This window comes from Litoreibacter albidus (assembly GCF_900107015.1).
GTDB lineage: Bacteria > Pseudomonadota > Alphaproteobacteria > Rhodobacterales > Rhodobacteraceae > Litoreibacter > Litoreibacter albidus.
On sequence record NZ_FNOI01000006.1, the window covers coordinates 104,353 to 131,274 of the forward strand.

Annotated in this window: 31 protein-coding genes and 2 tRNA genes; 16 read left to right on the forward strand and 17 right to left on the reverse strand. The window is 60.0% G+C overall.

Translation table 11 applies throughout. The features are described 5' to 3' along the window. Positions 1 to 31: 31 nt before the first annotated feature. The gene (gene rlmB / locus BLW66_RS13865) at positions 32 to 808 is read right to left on the reverse strand and encodes a 23S rRNA (guanosine(2251)-2'-O)-methyltransferase RlmB (RefSeq protein WP_089947756.1); all 777 of its coding nucleotides are present in this window, start codon (positions 806 to 808) and stop codon (positions 32 to 34) included. A gap of 94 nt (positions 809 to 902) precedes the next feature. On the opposite strand from rlmB, the gene BLW66_RS17960 reads away from it, so the two are divergent. Next, positions 903 to 986, forward strand: a tRNA-Tyr gene (locus BLW66_RS17960). Between the two features lie 54 nt (positions 987 to 1,040). Here BLW66_RS17960 and BLW66_RS13870 read toward each other — a convergent pair. Then, positions 1,041 to 1,454: a hypothetical protein gene (locus BLW66_RS13870; protein WP_089947757.1), complete on the reverse strand. Its 414-nt coding sequence runs from the start codon at positions 1,452 to 1,454 to the stop codon at positions 1,041 to 1,043. 237 nt (positions 1,455 to 1,691) lie between these two features. On the opposite strand from BLW66_RS13870, the gene BLW66_RS13875 reads away from it, so the two are divergent. Next, positions 1,692 to 2,657, forward strand: a complete 966-nt coding sequence (locus tag BLW66_RS13875; RefSeq protein WP_089947845.1) for a hypothetical protein — start codon at positions 1,692 to 1,694, stop codon at positions 2,655 to 2,657. Between the two features lie 4 nt (positions 2,658 to 2,661). On the opposite strand, the gene BLW66_RS13880 is transcribed toward BLW66_RS13875, so the two are convergent. Further along, entirely contained in the window at positions 2,662 to 2,970 is a 309-nt protein-coding gene (locus BLW66_RS13880) for a phosphoribosyl-ATP diphosphatase (protein ID WP_089947758.1), read from the reverse strand. Then, on the reverse strand, positions 2,967 to 3,731 hold the full coding sequence (gene hisF / locus BLW66_RS13885) for an imidazole glycerol phosphate synthase subunit HisF (RefSeq protein WP_089947759.1): 765 nt from the start codon (positions 3,729 to 3,731) through the stop codon (positions 2,967 to 2,969). The genes BLW66_RS13880 and hisF overlap by 4 nt, the downstream gene beginning before the upstream one ends. A gap of 123 nt (positions 3,732 to 3,854) precedes the next feature. On the opposite strand from hisF, the gene BLW66_RS13890 reads away from it, so the two are divergent. Continuing rightward, complete coding sequence (locus tag BLW66_RS13890) at positions 3,855 to 4,295, forward strand: DUF302 domain-containing protein (protein WP_170833482.1); 441 nt, start codon at positions 3,855 to 3,857, stop codon at positions 4,293 to 4,295. A gap of 70 nt (positions 4,296 to 4,365) precedes the next feature. Here the strand turns inward: BLW66_RS13890 and hisA are convergent, their stop codons facing one another. Next, entirely contained in the window at positions 4,366 to 5,088 is a 723-nt protein-coding gene (hisA, locus tag BLW66_RS13895) for a 1-(5-phosphoribosyl)-5-[(5-phosphoribosylamino)methylideneamino]imidazole-4-carboxamide isomerase (protein WP_089947761.1), read from the reverse strand. 118 nt (positions 5,089 to 5,206) lie between these two features. Here hisA and BLW66_RS13900 point away from each other — a divergent pair, with 118 nt between their 5' ends. Both BLW66_RS13900 and BLW66_RS17965 read left to right on the forward strand, forming a co-directional pair. After that, entirely contained in the window at positions 5,207 to 5,593 is a 387-nt protein-coding gene (locus BLW66_RS13900) for a DUF2147 domain-containing protein (protein WP_089947762.1), read from the forward strand. A gap of 132 nt (positions 5,594 to 5,725) precedes the next feature. After that, entirely contained in the window at positions 5,726 to 5,881 is a 156-nt protein-coding gene (locus tag BLW66_RS17965) for a hypothetical protein (protein ID WP_170833483.1), read from the forward strand. Positions 5,882 to 5,885: 4 nt separating this feature from the next. Here BLW66_RS17965 and hisH read toward each other — a convergent pair whose 3' ends face one another. The 8 genes from hisH to BLW66_RS13940 form a co-directional block, all read right to left on the reverse strand. Next, positions 5,886 to 6,536 (reverse strand): imidazole glycerol phosphate synthase subunit HisH, encoded by a 651-nt coding sequence (gene hisH, locus BLW66_RS13905; protein ID WP_089947763.1) that lies wholly within the window; start codon positions 6,534 to 6,536, stop codon positions 5,886 to 5,888. A 54-nt stretch (positions 6,537 to 6,590) separates the two neighbouring features. Beyond that, positions 6,591 to 7,178: an imidazoleglycerol-phosphate dehydratase HisB gene (hisB, locus tag BLW66_RS13910; protein WP_089947764.1), complete on the reverse strand. Its 588-nt coding sequence runs from the start codon at positions 7,176 to 7,178 to the stop codon at positions 6,591 to 6,593. Positions 7,179 to 7,351: 173 nt separating this feature from the next. Further along, a tRNA-Gly gene (locus BLW66_RS13915) sits at positions 7,352 to 7,426 on the reverse strand. A 78-nt stretch (positions 7,427 to 7,504) separates the two neighbouring features. Continuing rightward, positions 7,505 to 7,816 (reverse strand): hypothetical protein, encoded by a 312-nt coding sequence (locus tag BLW66_RS13920; protein ID WP_211664274.1) that lies wholly within the window; start codon positions 7,814 to 7,816, stop codon positions 7,505 to 7,507. Between the two features lie 36 nt (positions 7,817 to 7,852). Further along, positions 7,853 to 8,863: an endonuclease/exonuclease/phosphatase family protein gene (locus tag BLW66_RS13925; RefSeq protein WP_089947765.1), complete on the reverse strand. Its 1,011-nt coding sequence runs from the start codon at positions 8,861 to 8,863 to the stop codon at positions 7,853 to 7,855. 7 nt (positions 8,864 to 8,870) lie between these two features. Next, a complete protein-coding gene (locus tag BLW66_RS13930) occupies positions 8,871 to 9,560 on the reverse strand; it encodes a molecular chaperone DjiA (protein WP_089947766.1) in 690 nt (229 codons plus the stop codon). A gap of 31 nt (positions 9,561 to 9,591) precedes the next feature. After that, on the reverse strand, positions 9,592 to 10,083 hold the full coding sequence (locus BLW66_RS13935; RefSeq protein ID WP_089947767.1) for a GNAT family N-acetyltransferase: 492 nt from the start codon (positions 10,081 to 10,083) through the stop codon (positions 9,592 to 9,594). Then, the gene (locus BLW66_RS13940) at positions 10,080 to 10,703 is read right to left on the reverse strand and encodes a VOC family protein (protein WP_089947768.1); all 624 of its coding nucleotides are present in this window, start codon (positions 10,701 to 10,703) and stop codon (positions 10,080 to 10,082) included. The genes BLW66_RS13935 and BLW66_RS13940 overlap by 4 nt, the downstream gene beginning before the upstream one ends. A gap of 64 nt (positions 10,704 to 10,767) precedes the next feature. Here BLW66_RS13940 and BLW66_RS13945 point away from each other — a divergent pair, with 64 nt between their 5' ends. From BLW66_RS13945 to BLW66_RS13960, 4 genes are all read left to right on the forward strand, one after another. Next, positions 10,768 to 11,355, forward strand: a complete 588-nt coding sequence (locus BLW66_RS13945; protein ID WP_089947846.1) for a 5-formyltetrahydrofolate cyclo-ligase — start codon at positions 10,768 to 10,770, stop codon at positions 11,353 to 11,355. After that, entirely contained in the window at positions 11,352 to 12,170 is an 819-nt protein-coding gene (locus BLW66_RS13950; protein WP_089947769.1) for a TIGR00282 family metallophosphoesterase, read from the forward strand. Before BLW66_RS13945 ends, BLW66_RS13950 begins: the two co-directional genes overlap by 4 nt. Positions 12,171 to 12,280: 110 nt before the next feature. Further along, on the forward strand, positions 12,281 to 14,068 hold the full coding sequence (locus tag BLW66_RS13955) for an SLC13 family permease (protein WP_089947770.1): 1,788 nt from the start codon (positions 12,281 to 12,283) through the stop codon (positions 14,066 to 14,068). Positions 14,069 to 14,147: 79 nt separating this feature from the next. After that, complete coding sequence (locus BLW66_RS13960) at positions 14,148 to 14,591, forward strand: hypothetical protein (protein ID WP_089947771.1); 444 nt, start codon at positions 14,148 to 14,150, stop codon at positions 14,589 to 14,591. On the opposite strand, the gene BLW66_RS13965 is transcribed toward BLW66_RS13960, so the two are convergent. Continuing rightward, positions 14,588 to 16,369 carry an SLC13 family permease gene (locus BLW66_RS13965; RefSeq protein ID WP_089947847.1) on the reverse strand — a complete coding sequence of 594 codons (1,782 nt, stop codon included), beginning with the start codon at positions 16,367 to 16,369 and terminating at the stop codon, positions 14,588 to 14,590. The two genes, BLW66_RS13960 and BLW66_RS13965, sit on opposite strands and share 4 nt — an antisense overlap. Positions 16,370 to 16,488: 119 nt before the next feature. Here BLW66_RS13965 and BLW66_RS13970 point away from each other — a divergent pair, with 119 nt between their 5' ends. Next, a complete protein-coding gene (locus BLW66_RS13970; RefSeq protein WP_089947772.1) occupies positions 16,489 to 17,229 on the forward strand; it encodes a YebC/PmpR family DNA-binding transcriptional regulator in 741 nt (246 codons plus the stop codon). Between the two features lie 93 nt (positions 17,230 to 17,322). Here the strand turns inward: BLW66_RS13970 and BLW66_RS13975 are convergent, their stop codons facing one another. Then, complete coding sequence (locus BLW66_RS13975; RefSeq protein ID WP_089947773.1) at positions 17,323 to 18,201, reverse strand: LysR family transcriptional regulator ArgP; 879 nt, start codon at positions 18,199 to 18,201, stop codon at positions 17,323 to 17,325. A gap of 92 nt (positions 18,202 to 18,293) precedes the next feature. Here BLW66_RS13975 and BLW66_RS13980 point away from each other — a divergent pair, with 92 nt between their 5' ends. Together BLW66_RS13980 and BLW66_RS13985 are read left to right on the forward strand one after the other, a co-directional pair. Next, positions 18,294 to 18,896: a LysE/ArgO family amino acid transporter gene (locus tag BLW66_RS13980; protein WP_089947774.1), complete on the forward strand. Its 603-nt coding sequence runs from the start codon at positions 18,294 to 18,296 to the stop codon at positions 18,894 to 18,896. 38 nt (positions 18,897 to 18,934) lie between these two features. After that, complete coding sequence (locus BLW66_RS13985) at positions 18,935 to 19,834, forward strand: DMT family transporter (protein ID WP_089947775.1); 900 nt, start codon at positions 18,935 to 18,937, stop codon at positions 19,832 to 19,834. Here BLW66_RS13985 and BLW66_RS13990 read toward each other — a convergent pair. Beyond that, positions 19,831 to 20,400: an exopolysaccharide biosynthesis protein gene (locus BLW66_RS13990; RefSeq protein WP_089947776.1), complete on the reverse strand. Its 570-nt coding sequence runs from the start codon at positions 20,398 to 20,400 to the stop codon at positions 19,831 to 19,833. The genes BLW66_RS13985 and BLW66_RS13990 overlap by 4 nt on opposite strands. Positions 20,401 to 20,506: 106 nt before the next feature. On the opposite strand from BLW66_RS13990, the gene betI reads away from it, so the two are divergent. From betI to betA, 4 genes are read left to right on the forward strand one after another with little or no spacing between them, the layout of a single operon-like run. Continuing rightward, positions 20,507 to 21,076, forward strand: coding sequence for a choline-binding transcriptional repressor BetI (gene betI / locus BLW66_RS13995; RefSeq protein WP_089947848.1), 570 nt, complete (start codon positions 20,507 to 20,509; stop codon positions 21,074 to 21,076). Next, on the forward strand, positions 21,076 to 22,584 hold the full coding sequence (gene betC / locus BLW66_RS14000) for a choline-sulfatase (protein WP_089947777.1): 1,509 nt from the start codon (positions 21,076 to 21,078) through the stop codon (positions 22,582 to 22,584). The genes betI and betC overlap by 1 nt, the downstream gene beginning before the upstream one ends. A 39-nt stretch (positions 22,585 to 22,623) precedes the next feature. Continuing rightward, positions 22,624 to 24,078, forward strand: coding sequence for a betaine-aldehyde dehydrogenase (betB, locus tag BLW66_RS14005; RefSeq protein WP_089947778.1), 1,455 nt, complete (start codon positions 22,624 to 22,626; stop codon positions 24,076 to 24,078). A gap of 58 nt (positions 24,079 to 24,136) precedes the next feature. Beyond that, positions 24,137 to 25,804 carry a choline dehydrogenase gene (gene betA, locus BLW66_RS14010; RefSeq protein WP_089947779.1) on the forward strand — a complete coding sequence of 556 codons (1,668 nt, stop codon included), beginning with the start codon at positions 24,137 to 24,139 and terminating at the stop codon, positions 25,802 to 25,804. 11 nt (positions 25,805 to 25,815) lie between these two features. Here the strand turns inward: betA and BLW66_RS14015 are convergent, their stop codons facing one another. After that, positions 25,816 to 26,667 carry a helix-turn-helix domain-containing protein gene (locus BLW66_RS14015; protein ID WP_089947780.1) on the reverse strand — a complete coding sequence of 284 codons (852 nt, stop codon included), beginning with the start codon at positions 26,665 to 26,667 and terminating at the stop codon, positions 25,816 to 25,818. Positions 26,668 to 26,922 lie beyond the last annotated feature (255 nt).

The following is a 26,922-nucleotide window of genomic DNA, read 5'->3' on the forward strand; positions in this document are numbered from 1 at the left end:
CAATCTTTATGTTTGGCTGCATCAGGGCCTCTTAACTGGGGCGTCCGACTGCATATAGGGACACCGCTGCCGCATTCGAGACGTTGAGCGAGGCAAATTCATTCGCTGGGTCCACACGGACCAAGGTGTCGCAGGTTTCTTTGGTTTTATCGCGCAGACCAGGTCCTTCGGCCCCCATGACCAAGGCAATGGGCTGATCTGTTTCGAGATCGCCCAGCGTCGTCTCGCCGGTCGCGTCCAAACCGACCATCAGGTAGCCCATCTCGCGCAGAGCCTCCATCGTGGTGGCAAGGTTGCGGATGCGCAGATAAGGCTGGCGCTCCAGAGAGCCGGACGCCGTTTTCGCCAAAGCACCGGTTTCGGGCGCGGAATGGCGGTGCGGCGCGATGACCGCCCGCGCGCCAAATACTTCCGCCGAACGCAAGATCGCGCCAACGTTATGCGGGTCGGTGACGCGGTCCAAAAGGATCACGCGGCTGTTTTGACCGCGCGGGGCGCACAGCTCTGTCAGGTTGCCCCAATCCAGCGGTTTGACCTCAAGGGCCGCACCTTGGTGAACAGACTGCGGGTCAATCGGCGCCGCGAACTTACGCGGGTCGCTGATTTCCGGTGTCATGCCCGACTTGGCGATGTCTTCGGCCAGCCGGTCGGCGGCGTTTTTGGTCACGACCAAGCGCAAGCGCTCGCGCATAGGATTCGACAAGGCATCGCGCACAGCGTGAATACCAAAGAGCCAAACGGTCTCGGCGGCGGCGGCGCGGCGATCGCGCTCTTTCTGGATGACCCAATCGGGTTTTTTCTGCTTCATAAGGCGGTCTAGATCATCTGGAGAAGAAAAGCGCAAGCGGTGGAGTGTTTTCGTGTTGACGGGGCAGTGTATGGCTTATATCTCAGCCGCCAGTGGGCGACAGGCCGCAAGGTGTGGCAGGAGACTGTAACTCTCTCGCGGAGACGCACGCCTGGTTCGATTCCAGGGTCGCCCACCACTTCACTACCTTTCGCATATGTCACTGGCAAAGCTCCTTGTTTTCAAGGGATGGTTAGTCGATCTGCACGTCTTTTCGCAGATAGCTGTGCTCCATTGTTGTGCCATCATCAAACAGCAGATTGATCGTCACCGTTTGCAGGCTGTCCAATGGGGCAACAGCGTAAGGCACATGGGTGTCCATCTTCAGCGCCATTGGGGACGCCTCGTCGCGGTAGCATGGCTCGCCCTCCCAGACCTGCAAATCCCCACCGTTGTAAGAGAACCTGATCTGCTCGATCCCGCAGCGGTAGGTTAGCAGCGTCGTCATGTAGAGCAGGTCTTGCCCCTCATAGGGGCGAATCGCGATCCATTGCGGGCGGATCAGTTCCAACACCGGCTTGACCCCGTTAGCGGTTGTGAAGGTTTGCGCGTGAGCGGCGCCCACCGATGACAGGGGAAGGGCAAGGGCGAAAAGGAGACCACGCATAAACACACTCCGGATGGGGATCGTGGAGAAGTATCGCGCAGGAGTGCCGCAGAACGCAAACATTTCGCGCGCCACCCTCCATATGTCTTCCGGCGTGGCCGCTTTGGCCCTATGCTGTCGCCAAAGAAAAGAAGAGACGACATGGCCAAGAGCAGTAAATCCAAACCTACCAAAGCACCATCCAAGCCGAAAAAGGCCAAGCAGGGCGCGACCCCCTCGTCGACGGCTTTCAATATCATGATGGTGGGCCAAGGCGGGCGGCTGCAATTCGAGGCGCTGATGTTGGTGGCCTCTTTGCGCCACACGAACCCTGACTTTAAAGGCCGCGTATTTGTTGCTGAGCCGCAGAAGAACCATCGCTGGGACACGGATCCGCGCATGGCGAATAGCGATGTGCGCGACGCCTTAGAGGCACTGGGCGCTGAGGTCGTGCCATTCGAGAATCAGGTATTCGGCTGCGGCTACCCCTATGGCAACAAGATCGAGGCGCTTCAGGTGCTGCCCGAAGGGGAGCCGTTTTTGTTCCTCGACACGGACACTCTGATCACCGGTGACCTGAGCACTGTGCCGTTTGATTTTGACCGCCCGACGGCGTCAATGAAGCGGGAAAACACATGGCCACAGCTGGAGCTATACGGTCCGGGCTATAACGAGATCTGGGGCTCGCTTTATAAGAAGTTCGGTCTGGATTTCGAAAGCTCCCTCGATACCAGCTATCCGGATGAATACTGGCGCCGCTACCTCTATTTTAACGCTGGCTTCTTCTACTTCCGCTGCCCGAAGGAGTTCGGGGATCGTTTCTTGGAGTACGCACGGCTGATCCGCGACGATCCGCCGGAGGAGCTGGTGTGCCAAGAAATGAAGCCTTGGCTTGATCAGGTGGCCTTGCCTTTGACGATCCATTCATTCGGCGGTGGGCGTGTGCCGGAGGTGTCCGATATGCTGGACCACAAGGTGACGTGCCACTACCGCGTCCTGCCGCTGCTCTACGCGCGGGAAGCGGACGATGTGGTTAAAACCCTTGAGGACGTGAGCGCACCGAACAAGCTGAAAAAGGTGCTCAAACAGTACGAGCCGATCCGGCGCATGGTGTATCAGCGCAAGGGTCATAAAGTGCGCGAGATGTTCGACAGGGACAACCTGCCGCGTCGCGAGCAGGCGCTGCGAAACCAGATCAAGCGCGCGAAATTATGGATGCGGTGACCTGCTAGCCGCGGGCCGCTTTCTCCGCGATCCCTGACTGCTTGGTCCGTGCCTCTAGGACCGCCATAACGTCTGCCAATGGTACATCGCGGGCCGCAAGCATCACCAGCAGGTGATAGAGCACATCCGCGGCCTCGTTCGTCAGGTTGTCGCGGTCGTCTTTGGCGGCGGCTATGATTGCTTCGATTGCTTCTTCGCCGAATTTTTCGGCGCATTTTTCAGGACCTTTGGACAGCAGCTTGGCCGTCCAGGAACTATCCGGATCAGCGCCCTTGCGTGCGGTGATGATGGTTTCCAAGTCGTCTAAGGTCATGCGCCCAGCCTCATATCAAGTCCTGCCTTGGCCATATGCGCCTTGGCCTCAGCGATGGTGAAATCCCCGAAGTGGAAAATCGACGCGGCCAGAACGGCATCTGCATGCCCCTCCGTGACGCCTTCGACGAGGTGGTCGAGTGTGCCTACGCCGCCCGATGCAATCACGGGGACGGACACCGCATCCGCGATGGCGCGTGTGAGCGGCAGGTTGAAACCTGCGCGTGTGCCGTCGCGGTCCATGGAGGTTAGCAAAATTTCCCCCGCGCCTTTTGCGACAACGGTTTTCGCGAACTCGACGGCGTCAATTCCTGTGGGTTTGCGCCCGCCGTGGGTGAAGATTTCCCACTTTTCAGGTGATACGGTTTTGGCGTCAATGGCAACGACGATGCACTGCGAGCCGAACCGATCAGCGGCCTCTGCCACGACGTCAGGGTTGGCCACAGCGGCGGAGTTGAAGCTAACCTTGTCGGCCCCAGCGAGAAGCAGTTTGCGCACGTCATCATGGGTGCGCACGCCGCCACCAACAGTCAGGGGGATATAGCATGCCTCTGCCGTGCGGGTGACCACATCGAACATCGTGCCACGGTTCTCGTGAGTGGCGTTGATATCAAGGAAGCACAGCTCGTCCGCGCCAGCGGCATCGTAAGCTTTGGCGGCTTCGACGGGGTCGCCCGCGTCAATCAGGTCAACAAAGTTGACGCCCTTGACCACACGGCCATCTTTGACGTCAAGGCAGGGGATGATGCGGGTTTTTAGCATATGGGCGCTCCGGTTTGCGAGGTCGGTTTAGCGGCAATCCCTTGCCGATGCCAGCGATGTGATTGGTGTTTCACGCGAAGGTATCGTGTTCTTGGCCACATTAACTAACCGAGGAGACCCATTATGCGACCGATCGCCATGTCCCTAGCCCTAATTGTGAGTACCGCCATGCCTGCATTCGCCGACCTGATCACCGTGCAATCGAGTAAGCCCGTTGCAGAGACCATGGATGCGTTGGAGGCTGCCGTGGGCGAGGCCGGTGCAAAGGTTTTTGCGCGTGTTGACCACCAAGCAGGGGCGGCGAGCGTTGATTTGCAGATGCCAGCGGCGCAGGTGCTGATCTTCGGGAACCCGAAGCTGGGCACGCCTGCGATGAATGCCGATATCAAGGCGTCGCTGTACCTTCCGTTAAAAGTAGCAGTGCATGAGGCAGACGGCGGCTCCGTCCTGATCTACGAGGATCCGGCCAAGATGTTCGCCGATCTTGATATCCCAGCGGACGCGCCATTTGTGAAAACCATGCAAGGTGCGTTGGGCAAGTTGACTGGCAAGGCCGCCAACTAAGAGGTTGGCGCCCCATATCGCCGCCACCATACGGCGCCCCGCGTAAGCTGGGGCGCCATACGCGCAGGGACTACGCTTTGAGTAGGTCCAGCGCTTCCTTCAGGTCAATCGCCCCGTCGTAGAGGGCACGGCCCGAGATGGCGCCGTCCAGCGGTGCGCCCGTGTCTTTGAGTGCGCGCAGATCGGCCAAGGACGACACGCCGCCCGATGCGATGACCGGAATAGACACGGCGCGCGCCAAAGCGGCTGTGGCTTCGACGTTTGGGCCCTGCATCGCGCCGTCGCGGTTGATGTCCGTGTAGATCAGAGCGGCAACGCCCGCGTCTTCAAACTGGCGGGCAAGGTCGGTCACGTTGATGTCGGTTTCCTCGGCCCAGCCGCGCGTGGCGACCATTCCATTGCGGGCATCCAGCCCGATGGCGACTTGCCCCGGAAAGGCGCGTGCGGCGTCGCGCACAAGGGTAGGGTCTTCCACCGCTACGGTGCCAAGGATCACGCGGGCCAACCCTTTATTTAACCAGCGTTCAATTGTGGCCATGTCGCGGATGCCGCCGCCCAATTGGGCTGGTACTTTTGTCTGCTCCAAGATCGCGTCCACTGCGGCGCCGTTTACGGGTTCCCCCGCGAAGGCGCCGTTCAGGTCAACCAGATGCAACCATTCGCATCCCGCCTCTACAAATGCCAGCGCCTGTGCAGCAGGGTTGTCGTTGAAGACCGTGGCTTGCTCCATTTCGCCTTTGTAGAGGCGGACGCAGTTGCCGTCTTTCAAGTCGATAGCGGGGTAGAGGATCATAGCATGTGGCCTTCGGTAAAGCTGGAATTGCGCGGTCTATTCCACATTTGCGCCCCAACGTCACGCTTGATTTACGTGTTGGATTTCGCACGATGAATTCGGAGATAGGGAGGAAATCATGAAATCACTTAAACTAGCCGTGGTATTTGCGGTGGCATTTGCAGGGCAGTCGATGGCCGATCCGGCGGAGGGTGTGTGGAAAACGCAAACCGATGACGGCGCTTACGCCCATGTCACGATGAAGAAATGCGGCGCGGCAATCTGCGGCACCATTTCACGCACATTCAACGATTCCGGCGAGTACAAATCGCCAAACCTAGGAAAGCAGATCGTACGCTCTATGAAGCCCCTCGGTGGTGGCAAATACGAGGGTAAGGTTTGGCGTCCGTCGAACAACAAAATTTATCTGGGTAAAATTGATTTGGGCGGAAACAGCCTGAAACTTGCGGGCTGCATCGCGGGCGGACTTCTGTGCTCCAAACAAACGTGGACGCGTATCAAGTAAAGTTGCCCTAGAGCGGTTAGTTAAAAGTCGGGGCACGTCCCCGGCTTTTTTCGTTTGGTCTTCACTCAATCTTATCCTCCACCGGCCAATCTCGTTCTTGGGATCAACAATGATCCGAGTTAGGAGGCGGCGGTGAAAATTGTTCTGGTTTTGGTCGGGTTGGGTTTGGTGTCCATGGGGTGCTCCCCCATAAATGTTGGCATCCCGCTATCCGGCGTTGACGGCTGGATGCAGGTGCTAACTGACAGTGGCGCCAGCGGCGTGCCGGTACTTTCCCTTACGTGGTAGGGCGTCAGGGGGCCCAGCTTAGGAAGTTTGCGATCATACGCAGGCCGGTGCTTTGGCTCTTTTCGGGGTGAAACTGCATGCCGATCATGTTGTCACGGCCCACAATGGCGGTGATGTCCCCACCGTAATCCACATGTGCCAAGCGGTGCGCAGGGTCGGCCACCCGAAAGCTGTAGGAGTGGACGAAATAGGCGTGATTACCAGTCTCGATGCCCTGCAAAACAGGGTGGTTTGGCGCGGCGTCGTCCAGCACCAAATCATTCCAGCCCATGTGTGGCACCTTTAGCGTCGGATCCGTGGGTGTGATCTTCGCGATTTCCCCGCCGATCCAGTCGAACCCTTTGGTGTCTTCGTACTCGCGGCCCCAGCTTGCCATCATCTGCATCCCGACGCAGATCCCCATGAACGGACGGGCTTTATTGACCACGCTGTCAACAATCACCTCGAACAAGGCGGCGCGGTCTTTGGTCAATGCGTTGCGGCAGGCCGGAAAGGCCCCGTCTCCCGGTAGCACAATCCGGTCGGCCCGTGCCACGTCTTCGGGCTGTGACGACACAATGACCTCACCGCCGTCCACTTCGGCAGCCATACGTTGGAAGGATTTTTCGGCCGAGTGAAGGTTGCCGCTGTCATAGTCAACGAGGACGGTCAGCATATCAGTGCTCCGCAATAGGGCAGGGTGTGGGGGCGAGGGCGCAGGTTAGCGCCCTCAAAGCGTGCCTTTGGTGGAAGGGATCGCGTCGGACTTGCGCGGGTCGGTTTCAACCGCGTCGCGCAGGGCGCGGGCCACGGCTTTGAACGCGGCTTCAACGATGTGGTGACTGTTGAAGCCATGCAGGCGGTCGATGTGCAAGGTGATGCCACCGTGGGTGGAGAACGCTTGGAAGAACTCGCGCACCAATTCAGTGTCAAAGGCCCCGATTTTCTGGGTTGGGATGTCGAGGTTGCAGATCAGGAACGGCCGCGCGGACAGGTCCAGCGCGCAGCGCACTTGTGCATCATCCATCGCCAAGTGGCATTCGCCGTAGCGGCGGATGCCGCGCTTGTCGCCCAATGCCTCTGCCAAGGCTTGCCCAAGGGCAATACCGGTATCTTCGACTGTGTGGTGATCGTCGATGTGCAAATCACCCTCGGCGCGGATCGTCATGTCGATCAGCGCGTGGCGGGCCAACTGGTCCAACATGTGATCGAAAAAGCCGACGCCTGTTTGGTTGTCGTAAGCGCCAGTGCCGTCGAGGTTGATCTCGACCGAGATATTCGTCTCTGCCGTGCTGCGCGTGATTGTGGCGGTCCGCATAGGGCTCTCCTTATGGCGATGTCTGCGCCTTATACGCATGGCAGTGGCGCAGGCCAAGGGGGCGTAGGGATGTGCCATGATTTTCAGGGTTTTATGCGTCCGAAGCCCAGAAATGCAAAAGGCCGCCCGAAGGCGGCCTCTACGCTATCCAGCCGGGTGAGCTGGAAACCAATTGGAGCGGGCGAGGCGATTCGAACGCCCGACCCTAACCTTGGCAAGGTTATGCTCTACCCCTGAGCTACGCCCGCTTCCTTTGGTGAGCCGTGATTTAGCGGTGGTGCGGACGGGCCGCAAGAGGGAATTCACATGAAATGCAAAAAACTTTTCTAGAGGTCGATACTGCCGTCCGGATTGACCTTAGGTTGCGGGCTTGGGGCGGGGTTTGCCTCTGGTTTGCGGCGGATGAGGATATCCCCGTTAGGCAGCACCTCTGGGGCCTCGAACGCGTTTAAGTCCGTCATCTTGTCCGACAGTTGCTCCATCAGGGGCATCATGTCCTCTGCGATTCCCTCAAACAGGTCGCGAAACCCTTCCGCGAGCGGTGCGAGGTCACCGAACCCAAACGAGTCCGATGTGTCTTGCGCGGCAGCAGGTAGGGGGCAAAACGCGATGGCGGTGATCAAAACCAGATGTTTCATGACTTGAATATGGGCGTGACGCCGCGACAATTCAAATTATAGATCAATGTCCAGCGTGACGGGGAAGTGGTCCGACGCCACAAGCAGCGCATCGCGCAACTCTTGCTTGTTCCAACAGTCAGGATCGTCGAACGGGTGCCAGATGTGCCACTTCGGGGCTTTTGCCGCCAAATCGGCCGATACCATGATGTAGTCCAAGAGCGCGTTAAGGTAGCGGTTCTCGTGGCGCACGAAAAAGCGCGACGTTGTGGGGCGGGCACCAAAGGGGTGCATCATCACCGCCTCCGCATGGGGATCATAGAGCGTTTGCGCCGCGTCGCCCGATTGCCCCAACACGATTTCCACGCCAGAGCGCCCAAACAGTTTCTCGTAGCCGTCAAGGCCCGGGCCGTCATTGAAGTCCCCCATCACCGCGATTGAGTCGCCTGCAGTCAGATGTTCGGTGATGCGTGCGCGCAGCCAGATGCACTGCGCAAGCTGCTTGCGCCGATTGGCGATGGAGATACGCATAGCGTCCGCGTCATTGCGCGCGCCGTGCGGAGCCTTTGATTTCAGGTGCGCCCCGATTAGCCGAAGTTGCTTGCCGGACTTCGTGGTTAAAGCGACTTCCAGCGGCGGCTTGGAGAAGACGACGTCGTCCATCCGCGCATCAATGTCCAAATCCATACGGAACGTGGTGTTGAAGGTTGGCGCTGCCGCGCTGGTGCGCGGGTCATGCACAGCGGTCACGACCTTCGGGTCATAAAGCAGCGCGATTTCTTGCTGTGTCGTGTTGTCAAAGCCGATCAGGGCCTTTGTCGTGCGCAACCCAAAATGCTGAGCGAAGTTCTCCAAGGCGACACGCCCCGACCTGTTGGGGGAGGTGTCGGGTGCTTCGATCACCATAACGACGTCTGCATCGATGGATTTAAAGATCAAGCCCAAGGCCTGCGCTTGCATCTCCTTGGTGACGTTATAGCGAGAGGACCAGCTGTCGTCCTGCACCAGCTCGTTATTGTCGTCGAACAGGTAGGTAAACCACTCGACGTTGTAGGTGGCTATTCTCATAGGTCGCTCATGCAACCGGCTCGCGCTCGGACAAGATGTCTTCCCACGCGGCATTGATCCGGATCAGGCGGCGCTCCGCCAGTTTCACCGCCTCATGCGGCACACCGCGTGCCGCCATGTTGTCGGGGTGGCTGTCTTTGACCAGCTGACGCCAGCGCTTGCGAATTTCCGCCATGCTCATATCGGGAGAGGCTTCCAGCACCGCGTAAGGGTCCGGCTTGGCATCGGGCACAAAGCGGGCCCGCAGGCACCGGAATTCCTGCTCGGTGATTTTGAACGCCTTGGCGACCCGCATGAGGTATTTTTCCTCCAGAGGGTGGTATCTGCCGTCCGCCATGGCGATGTGGAACAGGCCTTCCATAAGGTCATAAAGCGTTGTGTGGTTGTCATCGAACATGGCCGCAATCTTGCGGGCGTAGTCCTCAAAGCCCGCGACGTCCTGACGGGCGAGGTTGAACAGCCTGGCCGCCTGCGCCTCATCTTGCGGGGGAATCGTAAAGACCTCGCGAAAGGCCGCGACCTCGGCGCGGGTGACGTGGCCGTCGGCCTTGGCCATTTTCGCACCAAGCGCGATGACCGCGATGGTAAAGCCCACACGGCGTTCCGGCGGGGTGCGCAGGTGCTCAAAGATGGCCGACAGGCTTTCACCAGCGGCAAGCGCAGCAAGCGCGTTAGATATGCGGGTCCAGACTGACATGAGGTTAGGCTAAACTATACGGTTCAGCTTGTCAGACACTTTTCTGCATTAGCACAAGGTCAATATAGCGCCCAAATTTATGACCCGCCTCAGGGATGGTGCCGACATGGGCAAACCCGAGTTTTGCGTGAAATTCCAACGCCGTCCGATTCTCTGCGGAGATGCCCGCTATGAGGCTGCGTAAGCCATGGGACCGCGCATGATCCTCCAAGGCGACGACTAACTTGCGCCCCCACCCGTGGCCCCGTGCTGAGGGGGACAAATGGACAGTGATTTCGGCGGTGCGTGCGTAGCCTTCCCCATCCCTGAAGGGGCCGTATTTGGCGTAGCCCTGCACCTGCCTGTCGTGCTCCAACACCAAATAGGGGGCGGATCGGGCTACATGGGTGGCGATTGCTAGGGCGACGTCCGCGCCGGTGACCGGATTGGGCGAGAAGGTGATCGTGGTGTCTGCAATGATCGGGTTCAAGATCGCGCAGATACCCGCTGCATCCGCCGCCGTTGCGGAGCGTATGACGCTCATGTCAGGCTGCGGCGTCCGTGCGGGGTGTCGAAGGTCGCCGACAGGCTTGGCAATTCGGAGTCCTCGAACAGGACGGTATCGCGGGGCAATAGCGGCGCCAGCGTTTGGGCGATGTCTGTCGCCTGCGGATGGCGCAGCACAAGTGAGCCCAACCGGATGTGTTGGTCAGGAAGCAGGGGGGCTGGATGTTTGGCGCCGTGCCACTGGATCAGGGCAGGGCCCCAGCCGCCCCATGGCAAAATGCCGTCGTCAGGGACTGCCATCGACCATTTGAAGTCGCCACGCTCCAGCGCAACAGGTTTCCCGAAGCCTGCAGGCAAGATGTCCAACGCTGCCTCAAGATCATCCGTCGCGAGTATCCAGTTGCTCAGCTTTGGTGGCCCCTCGAAGTTATCGAGGTTGAACCACCGCGGATGGTCTGGCGCGGGGGCTGCGGGGTTGATGGCGATGGCCTCAAAATACACCTCCGGTCCAAGGGACAGCAGCCGATTGTGTGTGCCCATATGCGGGTGCTCTCCGCGCGTGGCCAAATCCACGCCAAGGGCGTGTTCAACATGGGCGCGGCCTGCTTCCAGTGTTTCGGCGGCAAGGGCGAGGTGATCTAGTCTAAGTAAAGTCATGGTGCCATGTTACGCGTGCGGACAAGGTCTTGCCAAGGGGGGCACAGCGCGCAACAACATCAGTATGGATGAATTGACCAAAGCCAAAGCAGCCGCCCGCGCTGCGGCCTTCACCCGCCGCAATGTCGTGAAATCACCTGAGAGGGATGCGGACGCAGTCGCGCATCTGTTGGAACTGGTTTTACCGTTCCAAGGGCAAGCCCTCGCAGGTTACATGCCGATGCGCAGCGAAGTGGACCCCGTGCCCGTGATGGCCGCGATGGCCGCCTTCGGGCCGGTCTGCGTGCCTGTCATAAAAGAAAAGGGCCAGCCGCTGGAGTTCCACCGCTGGGAGCCGGGGTGCGACATGGTTGAAGGCCCGTTCGGGGCACATGTGCCCGTGAAGGCAGAGGTGATCGTGCCCACAGTGTTGATCGTTCCGCTTGTGGCGTTTGACCGAAGCGGCGGCAGGCTGGGCTATGGCGGCGGCTTTTACGACAGGACGCTGGAAGGCCTGCGCGCAGGCGGGAAGGTCATGGCCATTGGCTATGCTTTCGCCGCGCAAGAGACGGACAACGTGCCGCTTGAGGCCACGGACCAACCCCTTGATGCCATCGTGACGGACGCGGGCGTGTTGCGCCTGAACGGCAATCGGCCTAGGTCTCGCGCATGAAGATTTTGTTTCTCGGAGATGTGATGGGGCGCGCAGGGCGCGCGGCCATCGTGGAGCACCTGCCCAAGCTGCGCGCGGATTGGGCCTTGGATTTCGTTGTCGTGAATGGCGAGAATGCCAGTTCGGGTGCGGGCCTGACCGGCGCGCACGCCAAGACCTTGCTGGACGCGGGCGCAGATTGCCTGACACTGGGCGACCATGCGTTTGACCAGCGCGACATGCTGCAATTTATCGAGAAAGAGCCGCGCATCATTCGCCCGCTCAACTTCGCCAAAGATGCACCCGGTCGCGGGCACGGCGTCTTTGAGGCAGGGCGCGGTCGCAAAATTCTTGTGACGCAGGTGTTGGGCCAAGTGTTCATGAAGCGCCCTTTTGAAGATCCCTTTGGCAAGCTGGAGCAGGTGCTGAAAACCCATCCGCGCGGCGGTATGGTGCAGGCGTCCTTGGTGGATGTCCACTGCGAGGCCACCTCGGAGAAGATGGCCATGGGCCATTGGTGCGACGGGCGTGCCAGCGTCTGCGTAGGGACGCACACCCACGTGCCCACGGCCGACGCTATGATCTTGCCCGGCGGCTGCGCTTTCCAGTCGGATGCGGGCATGTGCGGTGACTATAATTCTGTCATCGGGATGGAAAAGGCCGAGCCTATGCGCCGCTTTGTGACGGGCATGGTGAAGGGGCGTTTTACTCCAGCTATGGAAGAAGCCACACTTTCCGGCCTTTATGTCGAAACGGACGACCGCTCCGGTGCTGCCACGCGAGTGGAAATGGTGCGCCAAGGCGGGCGGTTGGCAAAGGCTGGCCCTTCGGCGTAATGCGCGCGCGCTATTCGCTTTGGGTCTGGGCGGCATTCGCTATACTAACCGGTGGGCTGGCGTTGGGCTGACCGCGCCTGCTTGCAGAGCTTGAACCACTGGAATTCTGAATGGACCTTCTCGACCTTTCTCAAAATATGCAGGCCGTGCTGGCACTGGTTGTCGTGCTTGGCATGTTTGTGCTGTTCGTGCGCGAAACATACCCCACGGAAGTGGTGGCCATTGGCGGGGTGTCCGTGCTGCTGGCCACGGGGGTCTTGCCCTATCAGGCGGCTTTGGGGGTGCTGTCGAACCCCGCGCCGTGGACCATCGCGGCGATGTTCATCATTATGGGCTCGCTTGTGCGCACGGGGGCGTTGGACTGGTTCACCCAGATCGCCGACCGAAACGCGGCGAAAAACCCCGCGCTGGCCTTGGCAGGTATGTTCGGGTTCGTTGTTTTGTCGTCGGCGATTGTGTCCAACACACCCGTGGTTGTGGTGATGATCCCCGTCTTTGTGCAGCTGTCGCGCACTTTGAATGTATCTGCGTCCAAGTTGTTGATTCCATTGTCTTACGCGGCAATATTGGGCGGCACACTGACCCTGATCGGGACGTCGACAAACCTGCTGGTGGACGGCGTGGCAAGGGCTAACGGGTTGGCCCCGTTCACAATTTTCGAGGTGACACCGCTGGGCATCGTGCTGGTGGCGTGGGGTATGATCTACCTGCGCTACATCAGCCCGCGCCTGCTGCCAGAGCGCGACAGCATGGCGATGATGTTGTCCGACCGCTCCAAAATGAAGTTCTTCACCGAGGCCGCGATCCCGCCGGAAAGCAACCTGATCGGGCGCGAAGTGCTGGACGTCCAACTGTTCAAGCGCGAGGGCGTGCGGCTTGTCGATGTAGTGCGCGGCGATACATCGCTGCGTCGCAATCTGGCAAATGTCGTGCTGCAAACCGGCGACCGCGTGGTGCTGCGCACAGAAATGACGGAGCTTTTGTCGTTGCAGCGCAATAAGGAACTCAAGCGCGTCGATCAGCTGTCTGCGGTGGAAACCACCACGGTGGAGGTGCTGATTACACCGGGCTGCAAGATGGTCGGGCGCTCGCTTGGGTCTATGCGTTTGCGCCGCCGCTACGGTGTTTACCCGCTCGCGGTGCACCGCCGGAACCAAAACATCGGCCGCCAGTTGGACGATCTGATCGTGCGTGTGGGCGACACGCTACTGCTGGAGGGCGGGCAGGAAGACATCTCGCGCCTTGCCAGCGATATGGAGCTGGTTGACGTCTCGCACCCCTCTGCAAGAGCGTTTCGCAGGTCCCACGCGCCAGTGGCGATTGTTGCCTTGCTGGCGCTTGTCGCCTTGGCTGGCATGGGCGTGGCGCCGATTTTCTTGCTGTCGATCCTCGCGGTGGCCATCGTGCTGCTGACCCGCTGTATCGACGCGGATGAAGCCTTTTCCCATGTGGATGGCAGTTTGCTGGTGTTGATCTTCGCGATGCTGGCCATCGGCGCGGGGCTGGAGGCCTCCGGTGCGGTGACCCTGATCGTGGAGGCGCTGGCCCCTTGGATGATGAACCTGCCGCCGTTTTTCGTTGTGTGGGGGATATACCTGCTGACGTCGGTGCTGACGGAACTTGTCTCGAACAATGCTGTGGCCGTGGTTGTGACGCCGATTGCCATTGGGCTGGCGGGGGCCATGGGGCTGGACGCGCGGCCGCTTGTCGTCGCGGTTATGGTGGCGGCGTCCGCCAGTTTTGCTACGCCCATCGGCTATCAGACCAACATGTTGGTTTATGGCCCCGGTGGCTATAAATTCACCGACTTCATGCGGGCAGGTATCCCGCTCAACCTGTCCATCGGGCTGCTAGCGTCCTTGGTGATCCCGTTCATCTGGCCGCTTGCGTTGCCGTAAATTGTCAATTTCCGGCTTTGGGGATTACCTGTCCCCAACAGGCAGTGTAAGTTGCGCCCAAAATAACTTGCGAGGACCCATGCGCGCCACAACTTGTAGTCTCATTGCTGTACTGGCTTTCTCCGTGTCCGGTTGCGAATTCCTGCGCGAAACCTTCTTCGATCGCAGCCCGCCATTCGAGGCCCCCGCGCCACAGCCGGAGCGTGAAACCCGTCCTGTGTTGGTCGCGCTGGACGCGGATGCGGTGTTGGTTGGCATGGACGACACCGTGCAGTGCTTGGGCAGTGCAGGGGCTGCTGGGCGTGCGAACGGCTGGACCGGCACGCTGACAGAGTGCCCTTACCCCTATACCTATGAGGTGGTGCTAGCGGCGGGCACCTTGCCCGGGCGCGTCGTCCTGCAAGAGGTGTTAGGCCCCGCGGTCGTTGATGATGCTGCCGTGCCATTCCGCCCCTTGGCGGTGGTCACGGTTACCAACCTGTCCGGACAGTCGTTTCGCTTTGAAAGCAGCGCTGGCTTCTAAAGCGGCCAGAAGGTCAGAATTGCTGGGATAGAGACCGCGACCACGAGGATCTCCAGTGGTAGCCCCATGCGCCAGTAGTCACCAAAGCTGTATCCTCCGGGGCCAAGGATGAGCGTGTTGTTCTTGTGCCCGATGGGCGTCAAGAACGCACAAGACGCAGCGACGGCAACCGCCATCAAGAACGGGTCAGGGTTGACGCCCATGGTTTGCGCCATGGTGATGCCAATGGGGGCGGCGACGATTGCGGTGGCGGTGTTGTTCAACACATCCGACAAGGTCATCGTCACCACCATCAAGATCGTCAGGACCGCCCACGCGGGCATGCCTTCGGTCAATGTGACCAACGCCCCCGCAATCAGCTCTGTCCCGCCGGAGGCTTCCAGCGCTGCGCCGAGCGGGATCATCGAGCCCAGCAGAACCACCACGGGCCACTCGATGTGGGTGTAGAGCTCCGACAGCGGTACAATGCGGGTCAACACAAACGCGACCACCACAATGCCAAGGGCCACGGGCAGATAGATCACCCCGACAGACGCCGCCAACACTGCCGCCGCGAACAGTCCGATGGCAAGCCATGTTTTCTTGTCCTCTGTCACCGCAAGCCCGCGTGCCGCAAGGGGCAGGCATCCCAACCATTCGGTCACATCATTGGCGCTGTCTTGGGGCACCAACAGCAAAAGGATGTCGCCGGTTTCCACGACGGTCTTGCGCACCTGTTTGCGGATGTTTTTGCCGCGACGCGATATGCCCATCAGAACCGAGCGCTGGCGCCACGACAGCCCGATGGCCTGCGCGGTCTTGCCGTTAATGCGGCTCTGCTCGGTCACCACGACCTCGATTATCTTAAGCCCGTCGCCTTCCGCGCGCAGGCGATCTTCACGCTGGGCGTCGGTGAAATCGAGCGAGAGGGCGGAGCGGAATTCATCGAGGGCGTCCGGCGTGGCCTCGATCACCAGCGCATCGCCTGCGCGAAGCCCCGTGTTCTGTGCCGTGCCGTAGCGGCGCTTGCCGTCACGGATGAGGCCCAGAATGGCAACATCGGCTTTCTCCGCATCCTCTTGCAGCTCACGCAGGCGTTTGCCTTCGAGCTTGGATTTCTCCGGCACCGTAAGTTCCGCAATATAGTCGGCGTAGTCGTCCATCGGGTTGCCTGCACGGCCTTCGTCACTGCCCTGCGGGATCAGCCGCCAGCCGATGAGGGCCACGAAGGCCAAGCCCACAACCGCCGTCACACCGCCCACGGGGGCGAAGTCAAACATCTGAAACGGCTCCCCCAGCATGTCTTCGCGGATCGACGCGATGATAATATTGGGGGGCGTGCCGATCAGGGTGGCCATGCCGCCCAGAATGGTGGCAAACGAGAGCGGCATCAGCGACAGGCCAGGCCCGCGTCCGGCTTTGCGGGCGGTCTGGATATCCACCGGCATCAGCAAGGCTAGGGCGGCGACGTTGTTCATAAAGGCAGACAAAACCCCGCCGATTAACCCCATCAGCGCGATGTGCGCGCCAAGGGCGCGGGCGCTGTCGACCAAGGTGCGGGTGATCAAGAACACGGCGCCGGAGCGCACCAGCCCAGCGGACACCACCAGCACCAAGGCCACCACCAAGGTGGCGGGGTGGCCGAAACCGGCAAAGGCGTCCTTGGACTCGACGACCCCCAACACCACGCCCGCCATCAAGGCCGAGAAGGCGATGAGGTCATAGCGCCAGCGCCCCCACAGCAGCAGCACGAAAACAACTCCGAAGAGGGCGAACAGGGTGATTTGATCTTGTGTCATCCCCCATGTGTATCGGCCTTTCGCGGTCGCCGGAAGCGGGGAAAAGGTTGCTGCGTCTTGCAGATTGCGAGGCGCTTGCATAAAAGCAGCCCAACACAGCATTTTAGGGGGAGACACCCATGGCCGGCCACTCAAAATGGGCAAACATCCAGCACCGCAAAGGGCGTCAGGATAAACTGCGCTCCAAACTGTTCTCGAAGCTCGCCAAGGAAATCACCGTGGCCGCCAAAATGGGCGACCCCGACCCCGACAAAAACCCGCGCCTGCGCATGGCGGTGAAAGAGGCCAAGTCGCAATCCGTGCCAAAGGATGTGATCGACCGCGCGATCAAAAAGTCGCAAGGCGGTGACGCAGAGAACTACGACGAAATCCGTTACGAGGGCTACGGCCCCGGCGGCGTGGCCGTTATTGTCGAAACGATGACCGACAACAAAAACCGCACCGCATCCACCGTGCGCTCCACCTTCACCAAGAACGGTGGCAACTTGGGCGAGACGGGGTCCGTTGGCTTCATGTTCGACCGCAAGGGCCAAGTGACATACCCCGCCTCCGTGGGCGACGCCGATACAGTGATGATGGCGGCAATCGAGGCCGGTGCAGAGGACTGCGAAAGCTCCGAGGACGGTCACGTGATCGTCTGTGCGGCGACTGATTTGAACACCGTGTCCACGGCCCTCGAGGCGGAGCTGGGCGAGTCTGAATCGACCAAGCTGGTATGGTCCCCCAACATGACCACGGAGCTGGATCTGGAGGGCATGACCAAGCTGATGAAGCTGATCGACGCGCTGGAAGATGACGACGATATCCAGACCGTCACCGCCAACTTCGAAGCCAGCGACGAGGTTATGGAGCAGCTTTGACCTAACGGACGCGCCTTCGGCGCGGCGTGATTATTTGTAAGGGCGTGGCCAATGGCTGCGCCCTTTTTTCTTTAGTGGTGTTTTCTGGCGGGGTCAGGGCTCTTGGATCAGCACTTTGCGCGCCTGTTGCATCACCGATGTTGTTAGCGCGCGCAGCGGCGCTGCCGTCAGACGGGACACCTGCCAGTAGAGCGGCACGTCCATTGGCGCGTTGGGCGACACTTCGACCAAATCGCCATTCGCTAATTGTTCATGGCACAGGCTTTCGGGATTCATCCCCCAGCCGATGCCCAGACGTGCGGCCTCCACAAACCCGTGCGAGGACGCGAGGCGGTGTTTCGGCAAGTTCACCGCGCGCCCCGCGATGGTCTTAGCCCAATCCGTTTGCAGGCGGTCTTTATCGTTGAAGGTCATGGCGGGTGCGCGCTCGAAGGCCTCCGCCGTGGGGCCGTCGGGCATGTGCCGCGCCATATAGTCGGGCGACGCGGTTGCAAAGTAGCGCATGGCCCCGAGACTATGGCTGTCGCATCCCTGCACGGGTCCGGGGTGCCCTGTTACTGCGGCGGCGACTTCGCCAGCGCGCAACCAGTCCGCGCTGTGGTCTTGGTCGTCAATAATCAGATCATATAGAAACCCGTCGCCCCCTGCCAAAGCGGGCAAGAGCCACGTGGCAAGACTGTCCGCGTTGACCGCGATCCGCACGGGGGTGAGCGTGTCAGCCTGCGGGACGCCGAAATCCAGCGCCTTCTCCATCAAACGCACCTGATTTGTGTGCATTGCCAGTTGGCGACCCGCGGCAGTCCCTGTGCAGGGCTGGCCGCGTTTGACTAGAACCGTGCCGACGCGTTCCTCCAGTAACTTGATGCGCTGCGATATCGCGGAGGGCGTCACCCCAAGTTGCGTGGCGGCGGCGTCAAAGCCGCCGGTCCGGATAACCGCGCTGAGCGCGTCGAGTTGGCTATAGTCATGCATTAGCTATTCTAATCCTAGTTTAGAAAGATTAGCTAGCTTGCGGGGCGTTTTTTACCTACCTCAACGGGACCGTTCGGATTGAAAGTAATGATATGCCTGTATTTTTCTCTGGGTTCGCGCTCAGCTTCACCCTGATCATGGCCATTGGTGCGCAAAATGCCTTCGTGCTGCGCCAAGGCATACGGCGCGAGCATGTGTTGCTGTGCGTTTTGGTTTGCGCGATCTCTGATGCGGTGCTGATCACGCTGGGCGTCACAGGGTTCGGCGCACTTAACGAGAAGATGCCGTGGCTTGGCCCCATCATGCGCTACGGCGGTGCGTTGTTCTTGCTGGCCTACGGGGCGATGGCGATCCGTTCGGCATTGACCGGCACCGAGGCACTGAATGTGGAGGGGCGGGCGCGTAGCGACTGGCGCAAAGTGGTGGCGACCCTGCTGGCACTGACGTGGCTCAATCCGCATGTCTACCTCGATACGGTGATCTTGCTCGGCTCCATCGCGGCGCAATACGGGGAGGACCGCGCGGTGTTCGGGGCAGGGGCGGTCACGGCCTCCTTTGTTTTCTTCTTGCTGTTGGGCTTCGGTGCGCGGCTGCTGGCCCCACTTTTCGTCCGGCCTAAAGCGTGGCGCGTACTGGATGCGTTGGTGGGGCTGACGATGTGGAGTATCGCGCTGAGCCTGATTATCGCGGGATAGGGGTTGCACCCGCCGCCGCATCGGCGTCAGTTGGCGTAATGGCACAGACACAAAACAGACCGGTGGCGGGCGTACTTTGGATGTTGGTCACGGGCATTATGTTTGTGGCCGTAACCGCGATTGTAAAGCACGTGGGTTCTGACCTGCCGGCCGCGCAGTCGGCCTTCCTTCGGTACCTCTTGGGACTTGTTTTCCTGATCCCCGCGATCGGGCCGTTGCGCAGGGCAAAGCTGACGCCGCGCGCGCTGAAGCTGTTCGGTTTTCGCGGTCTTGTGCATACCTTTGGCGTGGCGTCGTGGTTTTATGCGATGACGCAAATCTCCATCGCGGAGGTGACCGCGATGAACTATCTGGCGCCTGTCTACGTCACCATCGGGGCTGCGTTCTTCCTAGGGGAAAAGCTGGCCTTGCGTCGGATCTTGGCCGTCGGCGTTGCCTTGATCGGCGCGATGGTCATCCTGCGCCCCGGCTTTAGGGAGCTGTCACCGGGCCATTTCGCTATGTTGTTTACCGCCGTGATGTTCGCGGGCTCCTACCTGACGGCGAAGGTTATGGCAGATGAGGTCAGCCCCGCCGTGGTTGTGGCCATGCTTTCAGTTACGGTGACCATCGGGCTCGCCCCGCTGGCGGCCATGGTTTGGGTGACACCGACGATGGAGCAACTTATTTGGATGTTCGTGCTCGCCTGCTTTGCCACGGCGGGGCACTACACCATGACACTCGCTTTTCAGGCGGCACCTGTCACGGTCACGCAGCCTGTCACGTTCCTGCAGCTGTTTTGGGCGGTTTTGCTGGGCGCGCTGGTGTTTGACGAGGGCTTTGACAGTTGGGTGATTTTCGGTGGGTTGATCATCTTGGCGTCGGTCAGCTTCATCACATGGCGCGAGGCCGTCTTGAAGCGCTCCACCACGCCGCCGGTGCCAGCGACGAAGGTTTAAAACAGAAGTCTGATGACGACGTAAAACGCGGCGACGCTCGTGCCGCAGGCCAGAAGCATCAATACACCGTTGCGAAATAATAGTGCCAGCCCGATGCACAAGATCGCTGTCATTGGCAACGTGGTGGCCCCCGGCACGACTTCTAAGGGGGGCACCAATATGCAAAGGGCGACGACCAACGTGGCGGCCAGTCGCCGCGCAGGGCCTGAGACCAATAGGTGCAACCGATGGCCCGATAATGTGCGGTCGAGCCACTCGGCCCACGGGCGCAAGTGCTTTAATGTTTTGGTGAGCTTGCCTTCAGGGATTTGGCGCCGCGCGACGCGGTGTGGCAGCCACAGGTGCGGGTGGCCCATCACAATCTGCGCCGCGAACAGTGCGGTGATCGCAGCAATCGTAGAGGGTACGCCAGGAACAAATCCAGCGGGCGACATCTCCACAAGGGGTGGAATGATCAGCAGTGGGGCAGTTCCCCGATGCTCCAACATTTCGACGACGTCGCCGACATCGCGATCCCCGTCCACCTTCTGAAGCCCGTCGATAATATCCGTAACTGTATCAGGCAAATGTACCGCTCCTTGAGGGGCTAACGCTTCGTCTTCAACTCTGTTCCACTGGCTTGCGATATTTTTATTGATTGACGAGTCAATAAAAAAGCCGCAAGCCTACGCCATGCCCAAACTCGGAATGGAACCCATCCGCCGCAAGGCCCTCGTCACCGCCGCCATCGCTGAAATAGGCGCGGCGGGATCGCTTGATGTCACCGTCAGCGCCATCTCTAAACGTGCGGGCATGTCGTCGGCGTTGGCGCACCACTACTTTGGCAACAAAGACCAGATTTTCCTCGCCGCCATGCGCCACATCTTGGCGGGGTTCGCCGTCGAAGTGCATAGCCGCCTGAGTGTCGCCACAACAGCGCGAGACCGCCTGAGCGCGCTGGTTGAGGCAAGTTTTGCGCGGTCTTGTTTTGATCCGGAAGTTATCTCCGCTTGGTTAAACTTCTACGTTAAAGCGCACAGCAGCGCTGATGCGATGCGGCTGTTGCGGGTCTATCAACGCCGTTTGCGCTCTAACCTGATTTGCGCGCTGCGCCCGTTATCTCAGCACCCCGAAGCGTTGGCGGACGGGATCGCAGCGATGATTGACGGGCTCTATATCCGCGCAGCCCTTGGTGCGCCGATCTCGCAAGATCCCGTTGCCACCATTCTGGCCTTCACAGCGCCGCACCTAAAGGACACATGATGACCCAGCCCAACTTCCTGATCTTCATGGTTGACCAGCTCAACGGCACATTTTTTCCTGACGGCCCTGCTGAATGGTTGCACGCGCCGAACCTGAAAATGCTGGCGGCAAAGTCCACACGCTTCCAAAACGCCTACACCGCGTCGCCGCTATGCGCGCCGGGGCGGGCCAGCTTTATGACGGGCCAATTGCCGTCGCGCACGGGGGTCTATGACAACGCGGCAGAATTCGCGTCCTCCATCCCGACCTTCGCGCATCACCTGCGCCGCGCAGGGTACCAGACGTGCCTGTCGGGCAAGATGCACTTCGTCGGCCCTGACCAGCTGCACGGGTTTGAGGAGCGCCTGACCACCGACATCTATCCCGCCGATTTTGGTTGGACGCCGGACTACCGCAAACCGGGGGAGCGGATCGAATGGTGGTATCACAACATGGGCTCGGTGACGGGCGCGGGTGTCGCCGAAATCTCCAACCAGATGGAATACGACGACGAGGTTGCTTACCACGCGACACGCAAGATTTACGATCTGGCGCGTGGGAACGACGAACGCCCGTGGTGTGTGATGGCCAGCTTCACACACCCGCATGATCCCTATGTGGCGCGCAAGAAATACTGGGATCTTTATGAGGACTGCGCGCATTTGATGCCCGAGGTTGGCCCGATCCCATATGAGGAACAGGACGCACATTCCAAGCGCATCCTTGATGCGAATGACCGCGATAACTTCAACATTACCGAAGACCACATCCGTCGTGCCCGACGCGCATATTTTGCCAATATTTCCTATCTGGACGACAAAATCGGTGAGGTGATGGAGGCATTGGAAGCCACCCGTCAGGACGCCACAATCCTCTTCGTGTCCGATCACGGCGATATGCTGGGGGAGCGGGGCTTGTGGTTCAAGATGAGCTTCTTCGAGGGCGCGTCACGGGTACCATTCATGGTGTCTTCGCCTGACATGGCAGCGGGGCTTGTGACGGACCCCGTGTCAAACATCGACTTTTGCCCAACCCTGTGTGACCTTGCGGGGGTGGATATGTCGGAAGTCATGCCGTGGACGGACGGCCAGTCGCTGGCGCCACTGGGCAAAGGGGCGCGCCGCGACGCGCCTGTTGCCATGGAATACGCGGCGGAGGCCAGCTATGCGCCGCTTGTGTCGCTGCGGTACGGGCGGTGGAAATTCAACCGCTGTGCGCTGGACCCCGATCAACTTTTCGATCTGGAGGCCGATCCGTTCGAGCTGTCCAACCTCGCCGCAGAGCCAGCGCACGCAGGTACACTCGCATCGCTGCAAGCCAAAGCCGACGCCCGCTGGGACCTTGACGCCTATGACGCGGCCGTGCGTCACTCTCAAGCGGGGCGTTGGGTCGTCTATGAGGCATTGCGCAAGGGTGGATACTACCCGTGGGACTACCAGCCTTTGCAAAAAGCGTCAGAGCGCTACATGCGCAATCACATGGACCTCAACACCCTCGAGGAAAGTCAACGCTTTCCGCGAGGCGAATAAACCGATTTTCAGAACATCCCTGCCGGAGCCATAAATCCTATGCAAAACGCACAGCCAACTGCCAGCCACTTCATCAACGGCGCCTACGTCGAGGATACTGAGGGCGCACCGATAGAGTGCATTTACCCCGCCACAGGCGAGGTGATCGCAACGTTGCACGAAGCAACCCCCGCGATCGTGGACCAAGCCCTGAGCTCTGCCAAAGCAGGCCAGAAAATCTGGGCCGCGATGACCGGAACGGAGCGGGGCCGCATCCTGCGCCGCGCAGCTGACATCATGCGAGAGCGGAACCGCGAGCTGTCGGAGCTTGAGACGATGGACACGGGCAAGCCGTTGCAGGAAACGCTGGTCGCCGATGCGACCTCGGGGGCCGATGCGCTGGAGTACTTTGGTGGTCTGGCCGCGACTTTGACCGGCGAGCATATCCAATTGGGGCAGGACTGGGTCTATACTATCCGCCAACCTTTGGGGGTTTGCGTGGGAATTGGCGCGTGGAATTACCCTACGCAAATTGCCTGCTGGAAGGGGGCACCGGCGTTAGCTTGTGGCAACTCCATGGTGTTCAAGCCGTCCGAGACGACGCCGCTTTGCGCATTGAAGGTGGCAGAGATCCTGCACGAGGCGGGGCTCCCCGCAGGTGTCTACAACGTTGTTCAAGGGCGCGGCGCGGTGGGCGGCTCGCTCGTTATTGATCCGCGGGTCGCTAAGGTGTCGCTGACCGGCTCCGTGCCCACGGGGCGGAAAGTATATGCCGCCGCCGCAGAGCGGATGAAGCATGTGACAATGGAGTTGGGTGGCAAATCCCCCATGATCGTCTTTGAGGACGCCGACATCGATAATGCGGTGTCCGGCGCGATCCTCGGTAACTTCTATTCGTCGGGGCAGGTGTGTTCTAACGGCACGCGGGTGTTCGTCCAAAAGGACATCAAGAAGGCGTTCCTGAAGCGATTAAAAGAACGCCTTGAGGGCGCTATCATGGGCGACCCTATGGATGAGGCGACGAACTTTGGTCCTATGGTATCCGCCGACCAGATGAATCTGGTGCTGGGCTACATCAACAAGGGCACCGACGAAGGGGCCAAGCTTGTCGCAGGCGGCAAGCTCGCCGATAGGGCAGGGTTCTTTGTGGAGCCTACAGTCTTCAGCGACGTCACCGACGATATGACCATCGCACGTGAAGAGATTTTCGGGCCGGTCATGGCAGTGTTCGACTTTGATACCGAAGAAGAAGTCATGGCCCGCGCGAATGACACCGAATTCGGTTTGGCAGCGGGGGTATTCACGAATGACCTGACCCGCGCGCACCGTGTTGCGGCCGGATTTGAGGCGGGGACGTGCTATATCAACACCTATAATCTTGCGCCGGTCGAAGCGCCGTTCGGTGGATCCAAAGCGTCGGGCGTTGGGCGGGAGAACTCTAAAGAGGCGATCAACCATTACTCAGAAGTGAAAACCGTCTACGTCGCCATGACACCTGTTGACGCTCAATTCTAACAACGGCGCCAATTTCTCGGAGAGAAATTGGTTCCAAACTTTCTAGAAAGTTTGCCTCATGACATCTAACCAAGCTGACTACGTGATTGTTGGGGCCGGCTCTGCTGGCTGTGCTATGGCCTATCGCTTGGCCGAAGCCGGGAGGCGCGTCACGGTTATCGAACATGGCGGCACGGATTGGGGCCCTTTTATCCAAATGCCGGGCGCATTGAGCTATCCAATGAATATGTCGCGCTACGACTGGGGCTATAAATCCGAACCCGAACCGCACCTGAACAACCGAGAACTGGTGACCCCGCGCGGGAAGGTCGTGGGCGGGTCCTCGTCGATCAACGGCATGGTTTACGTGCGCGGGCACGCTGGTGATTTTGACCATTGGGCGGAGCAAGGAGCGGACGGCTGGTCCTACGCGCATGTTCTGCCCTACTATAAGCGGATGGAGAGTTGGTCCGATGGTGGGCGTGGTGGCGACCACGCCTGGCGGGGCAAGGACGGTCCGTTAAATGTGACACGCGGGCCGGGTAAAAACCCGTTGACCAAAGCCTTCATCAAGGCCGGACAACAAGCCGGTTACCAAGTGACCCCCGACTACAACGGGCAGCAGCAAGAAGGCGTAGGACCGTTCGATGCGACGATCAGGAACGGGCGTCGCTGGTCGGCGGCCAATGCCTATCTGCGCCCCGCGCTCAAGCGTGAGAACTGCACTCTCATACAAGCGCTGGCCCAGAAGGTTGTCATCAAGGACGGCCGCGCCGTAGGCGTGGAAGTTCTCCGCAACGGGAAAACCGAGGTGATCAACGCCGGCAAGGAGGTTATTCTGGCCGCGTCTTCGATCAATAGCCCCAAACTATTGATGCTATCGGGCATAGGCCCCGCGCAACACTTAAAGGATCACGGGATTGACGTTGTCGCCGACCGTCCGGGCGTGGGGCAGAACCTGCAAGACCATCTGGAGATCTATCTGCAAATGGCGGCGTCTAAACCCGTCAGCCTTTACCGCTACTGGAACATTCCGGGCAAAGGGTGGGTCGGGACGCAGTGGTTGCTGGCAAAGCTTGGCCTTGGTGCGTCGAACCAGTTCGAATCCGGCGGGTTTATCCGCTCCAAAGCGGGCGTGCGCTACCCTGACATCCAGTTCCACTTTCTGCCAATCGCTGTCCGCTATGACGGCAAGGCCGCGGCGGAAGGGCATGGCTATCAGGCGCATGTCGGCCCCATGCGCTCCAAGTCACGCGGGCAGGTCACGCTGCGCTCGGCTGATCCGGCGGATGCGCCAAAGATCGAGTTCAACTACATGTCCCACCCCGACGATTGGGAAGAGTTTCGCACCTGCGTTCGCCTCACGCGGGAAATCTTCGGGCAGGAGGCATTCGCGGAATATTCCCGCCATGAGATCCAGCCTGGCAAGGATGTGGAAACGGATGACCAGATTGACGCCTTTATCGCGGAGCATGCGGAAAGTGCCTATCACCCTTGCGGAACGGCGCGCATGGGGCGCGCCAATGACGCGATGGCTGTTGTTGACCCCGCGTGCCGCGTGATCGGCGTCGAAGGTTTGCGGTTGGCAGATAGCTCCATTTTTCCGCGGATCACCAACGGCAACCTGAACGCGCCCTCTATCATGGTGGGGGAGAAGGCGGCGGATCATATATTGGGCCGCACGCCGTTGCCGGCGGACAATTCGGAGCCTTGGATACATCCGAACTGGCGCACGTCGCAGCGTTAGCCACAGCCGTGCTACCGCTGTGGAAAACGCCGGTATGCACCGGGGGAGGCCCCTGTTTCTCGGCGAAACGCGCGGTTGAAGGCGTTTGCGTCTGCATAGCCGGACTGAAACGCGACTTCGATCAAGGGCAGGCGGGTTCGCTCCAGCATTCTGCACGCGCGGCTGATGCGGCAGCGCCGCACATAACTGATCGGGCTGAGTCCGGTTGCGGTTTTGAAATGCGCGGCAAAAGCGGTTCGCGATTGTCCGTAAACGCGCGCGAGGCTCTTCACAGTCCAAGGGGAATCTGGTTTGGCGTGAATAATGTCGATTACGCCTTTAAGGCGCGCGGGGGGAGCGAAAGCTTGAAGCGCCGCACCTTGGCCTGCCGTCCGGCTAAACCAGTTCTGAACAGTATGAAGGCATAGGATTTCGGTAAGTCGGTTCAGCATGGAAAGCTGGGGCTGTGACTGTTCACCGATCTCCGCCCGCAGCATCTCGACGATCAGGCCCAGCTTATGTGTGCGGCAGTCGTTGCCATTGCGCTCCACAATGACATCAGGAAGTCGGGACAGCAAGATTGCTGGGGTATCGGCCGAAAATCTGAACTGCCCATGCAGAATATTTGCTTGGGGGGCGCCGTCGTCGGCGTAGCAATACGCCCGCCCGTCGGGCAATAATGCGATGTCGCCGGCGCACAGATGTAGATCCTTTCGGCTCCCGCCGATACGAAGCAATGTGTCTCCTGACAGAACCAGCACAAAGCTGGCGCGCTGGGGCGTCGCACTCACGTGGACCTTCCAAGGCGCGTGTAGGGCGTCGCGTGAACAGGATGCACCGCGCACCCGCATCTTATCCAAATGTATTTGAATATCTCCACCCATACCCCTTGATCGGCGCAAATATCATCACGCGCCATACACGTCGCTGCGAGGGAAAACACGTTGGCGAGAGGACATATGCGCGCCAAAACACATGCACGTGACACCCAACACATTTCCGCGACGCCGGTGCGTGGATTGGACGTGCTGCAAGCAAAACGGGACGTGCGGCACTATCCAGACAAAGCCTGACGGATAGGGTTGTGGGGCAGGATTTGGGCGTTCGCTTCCGAGCTGACGCTTGGATACGGACCCGCC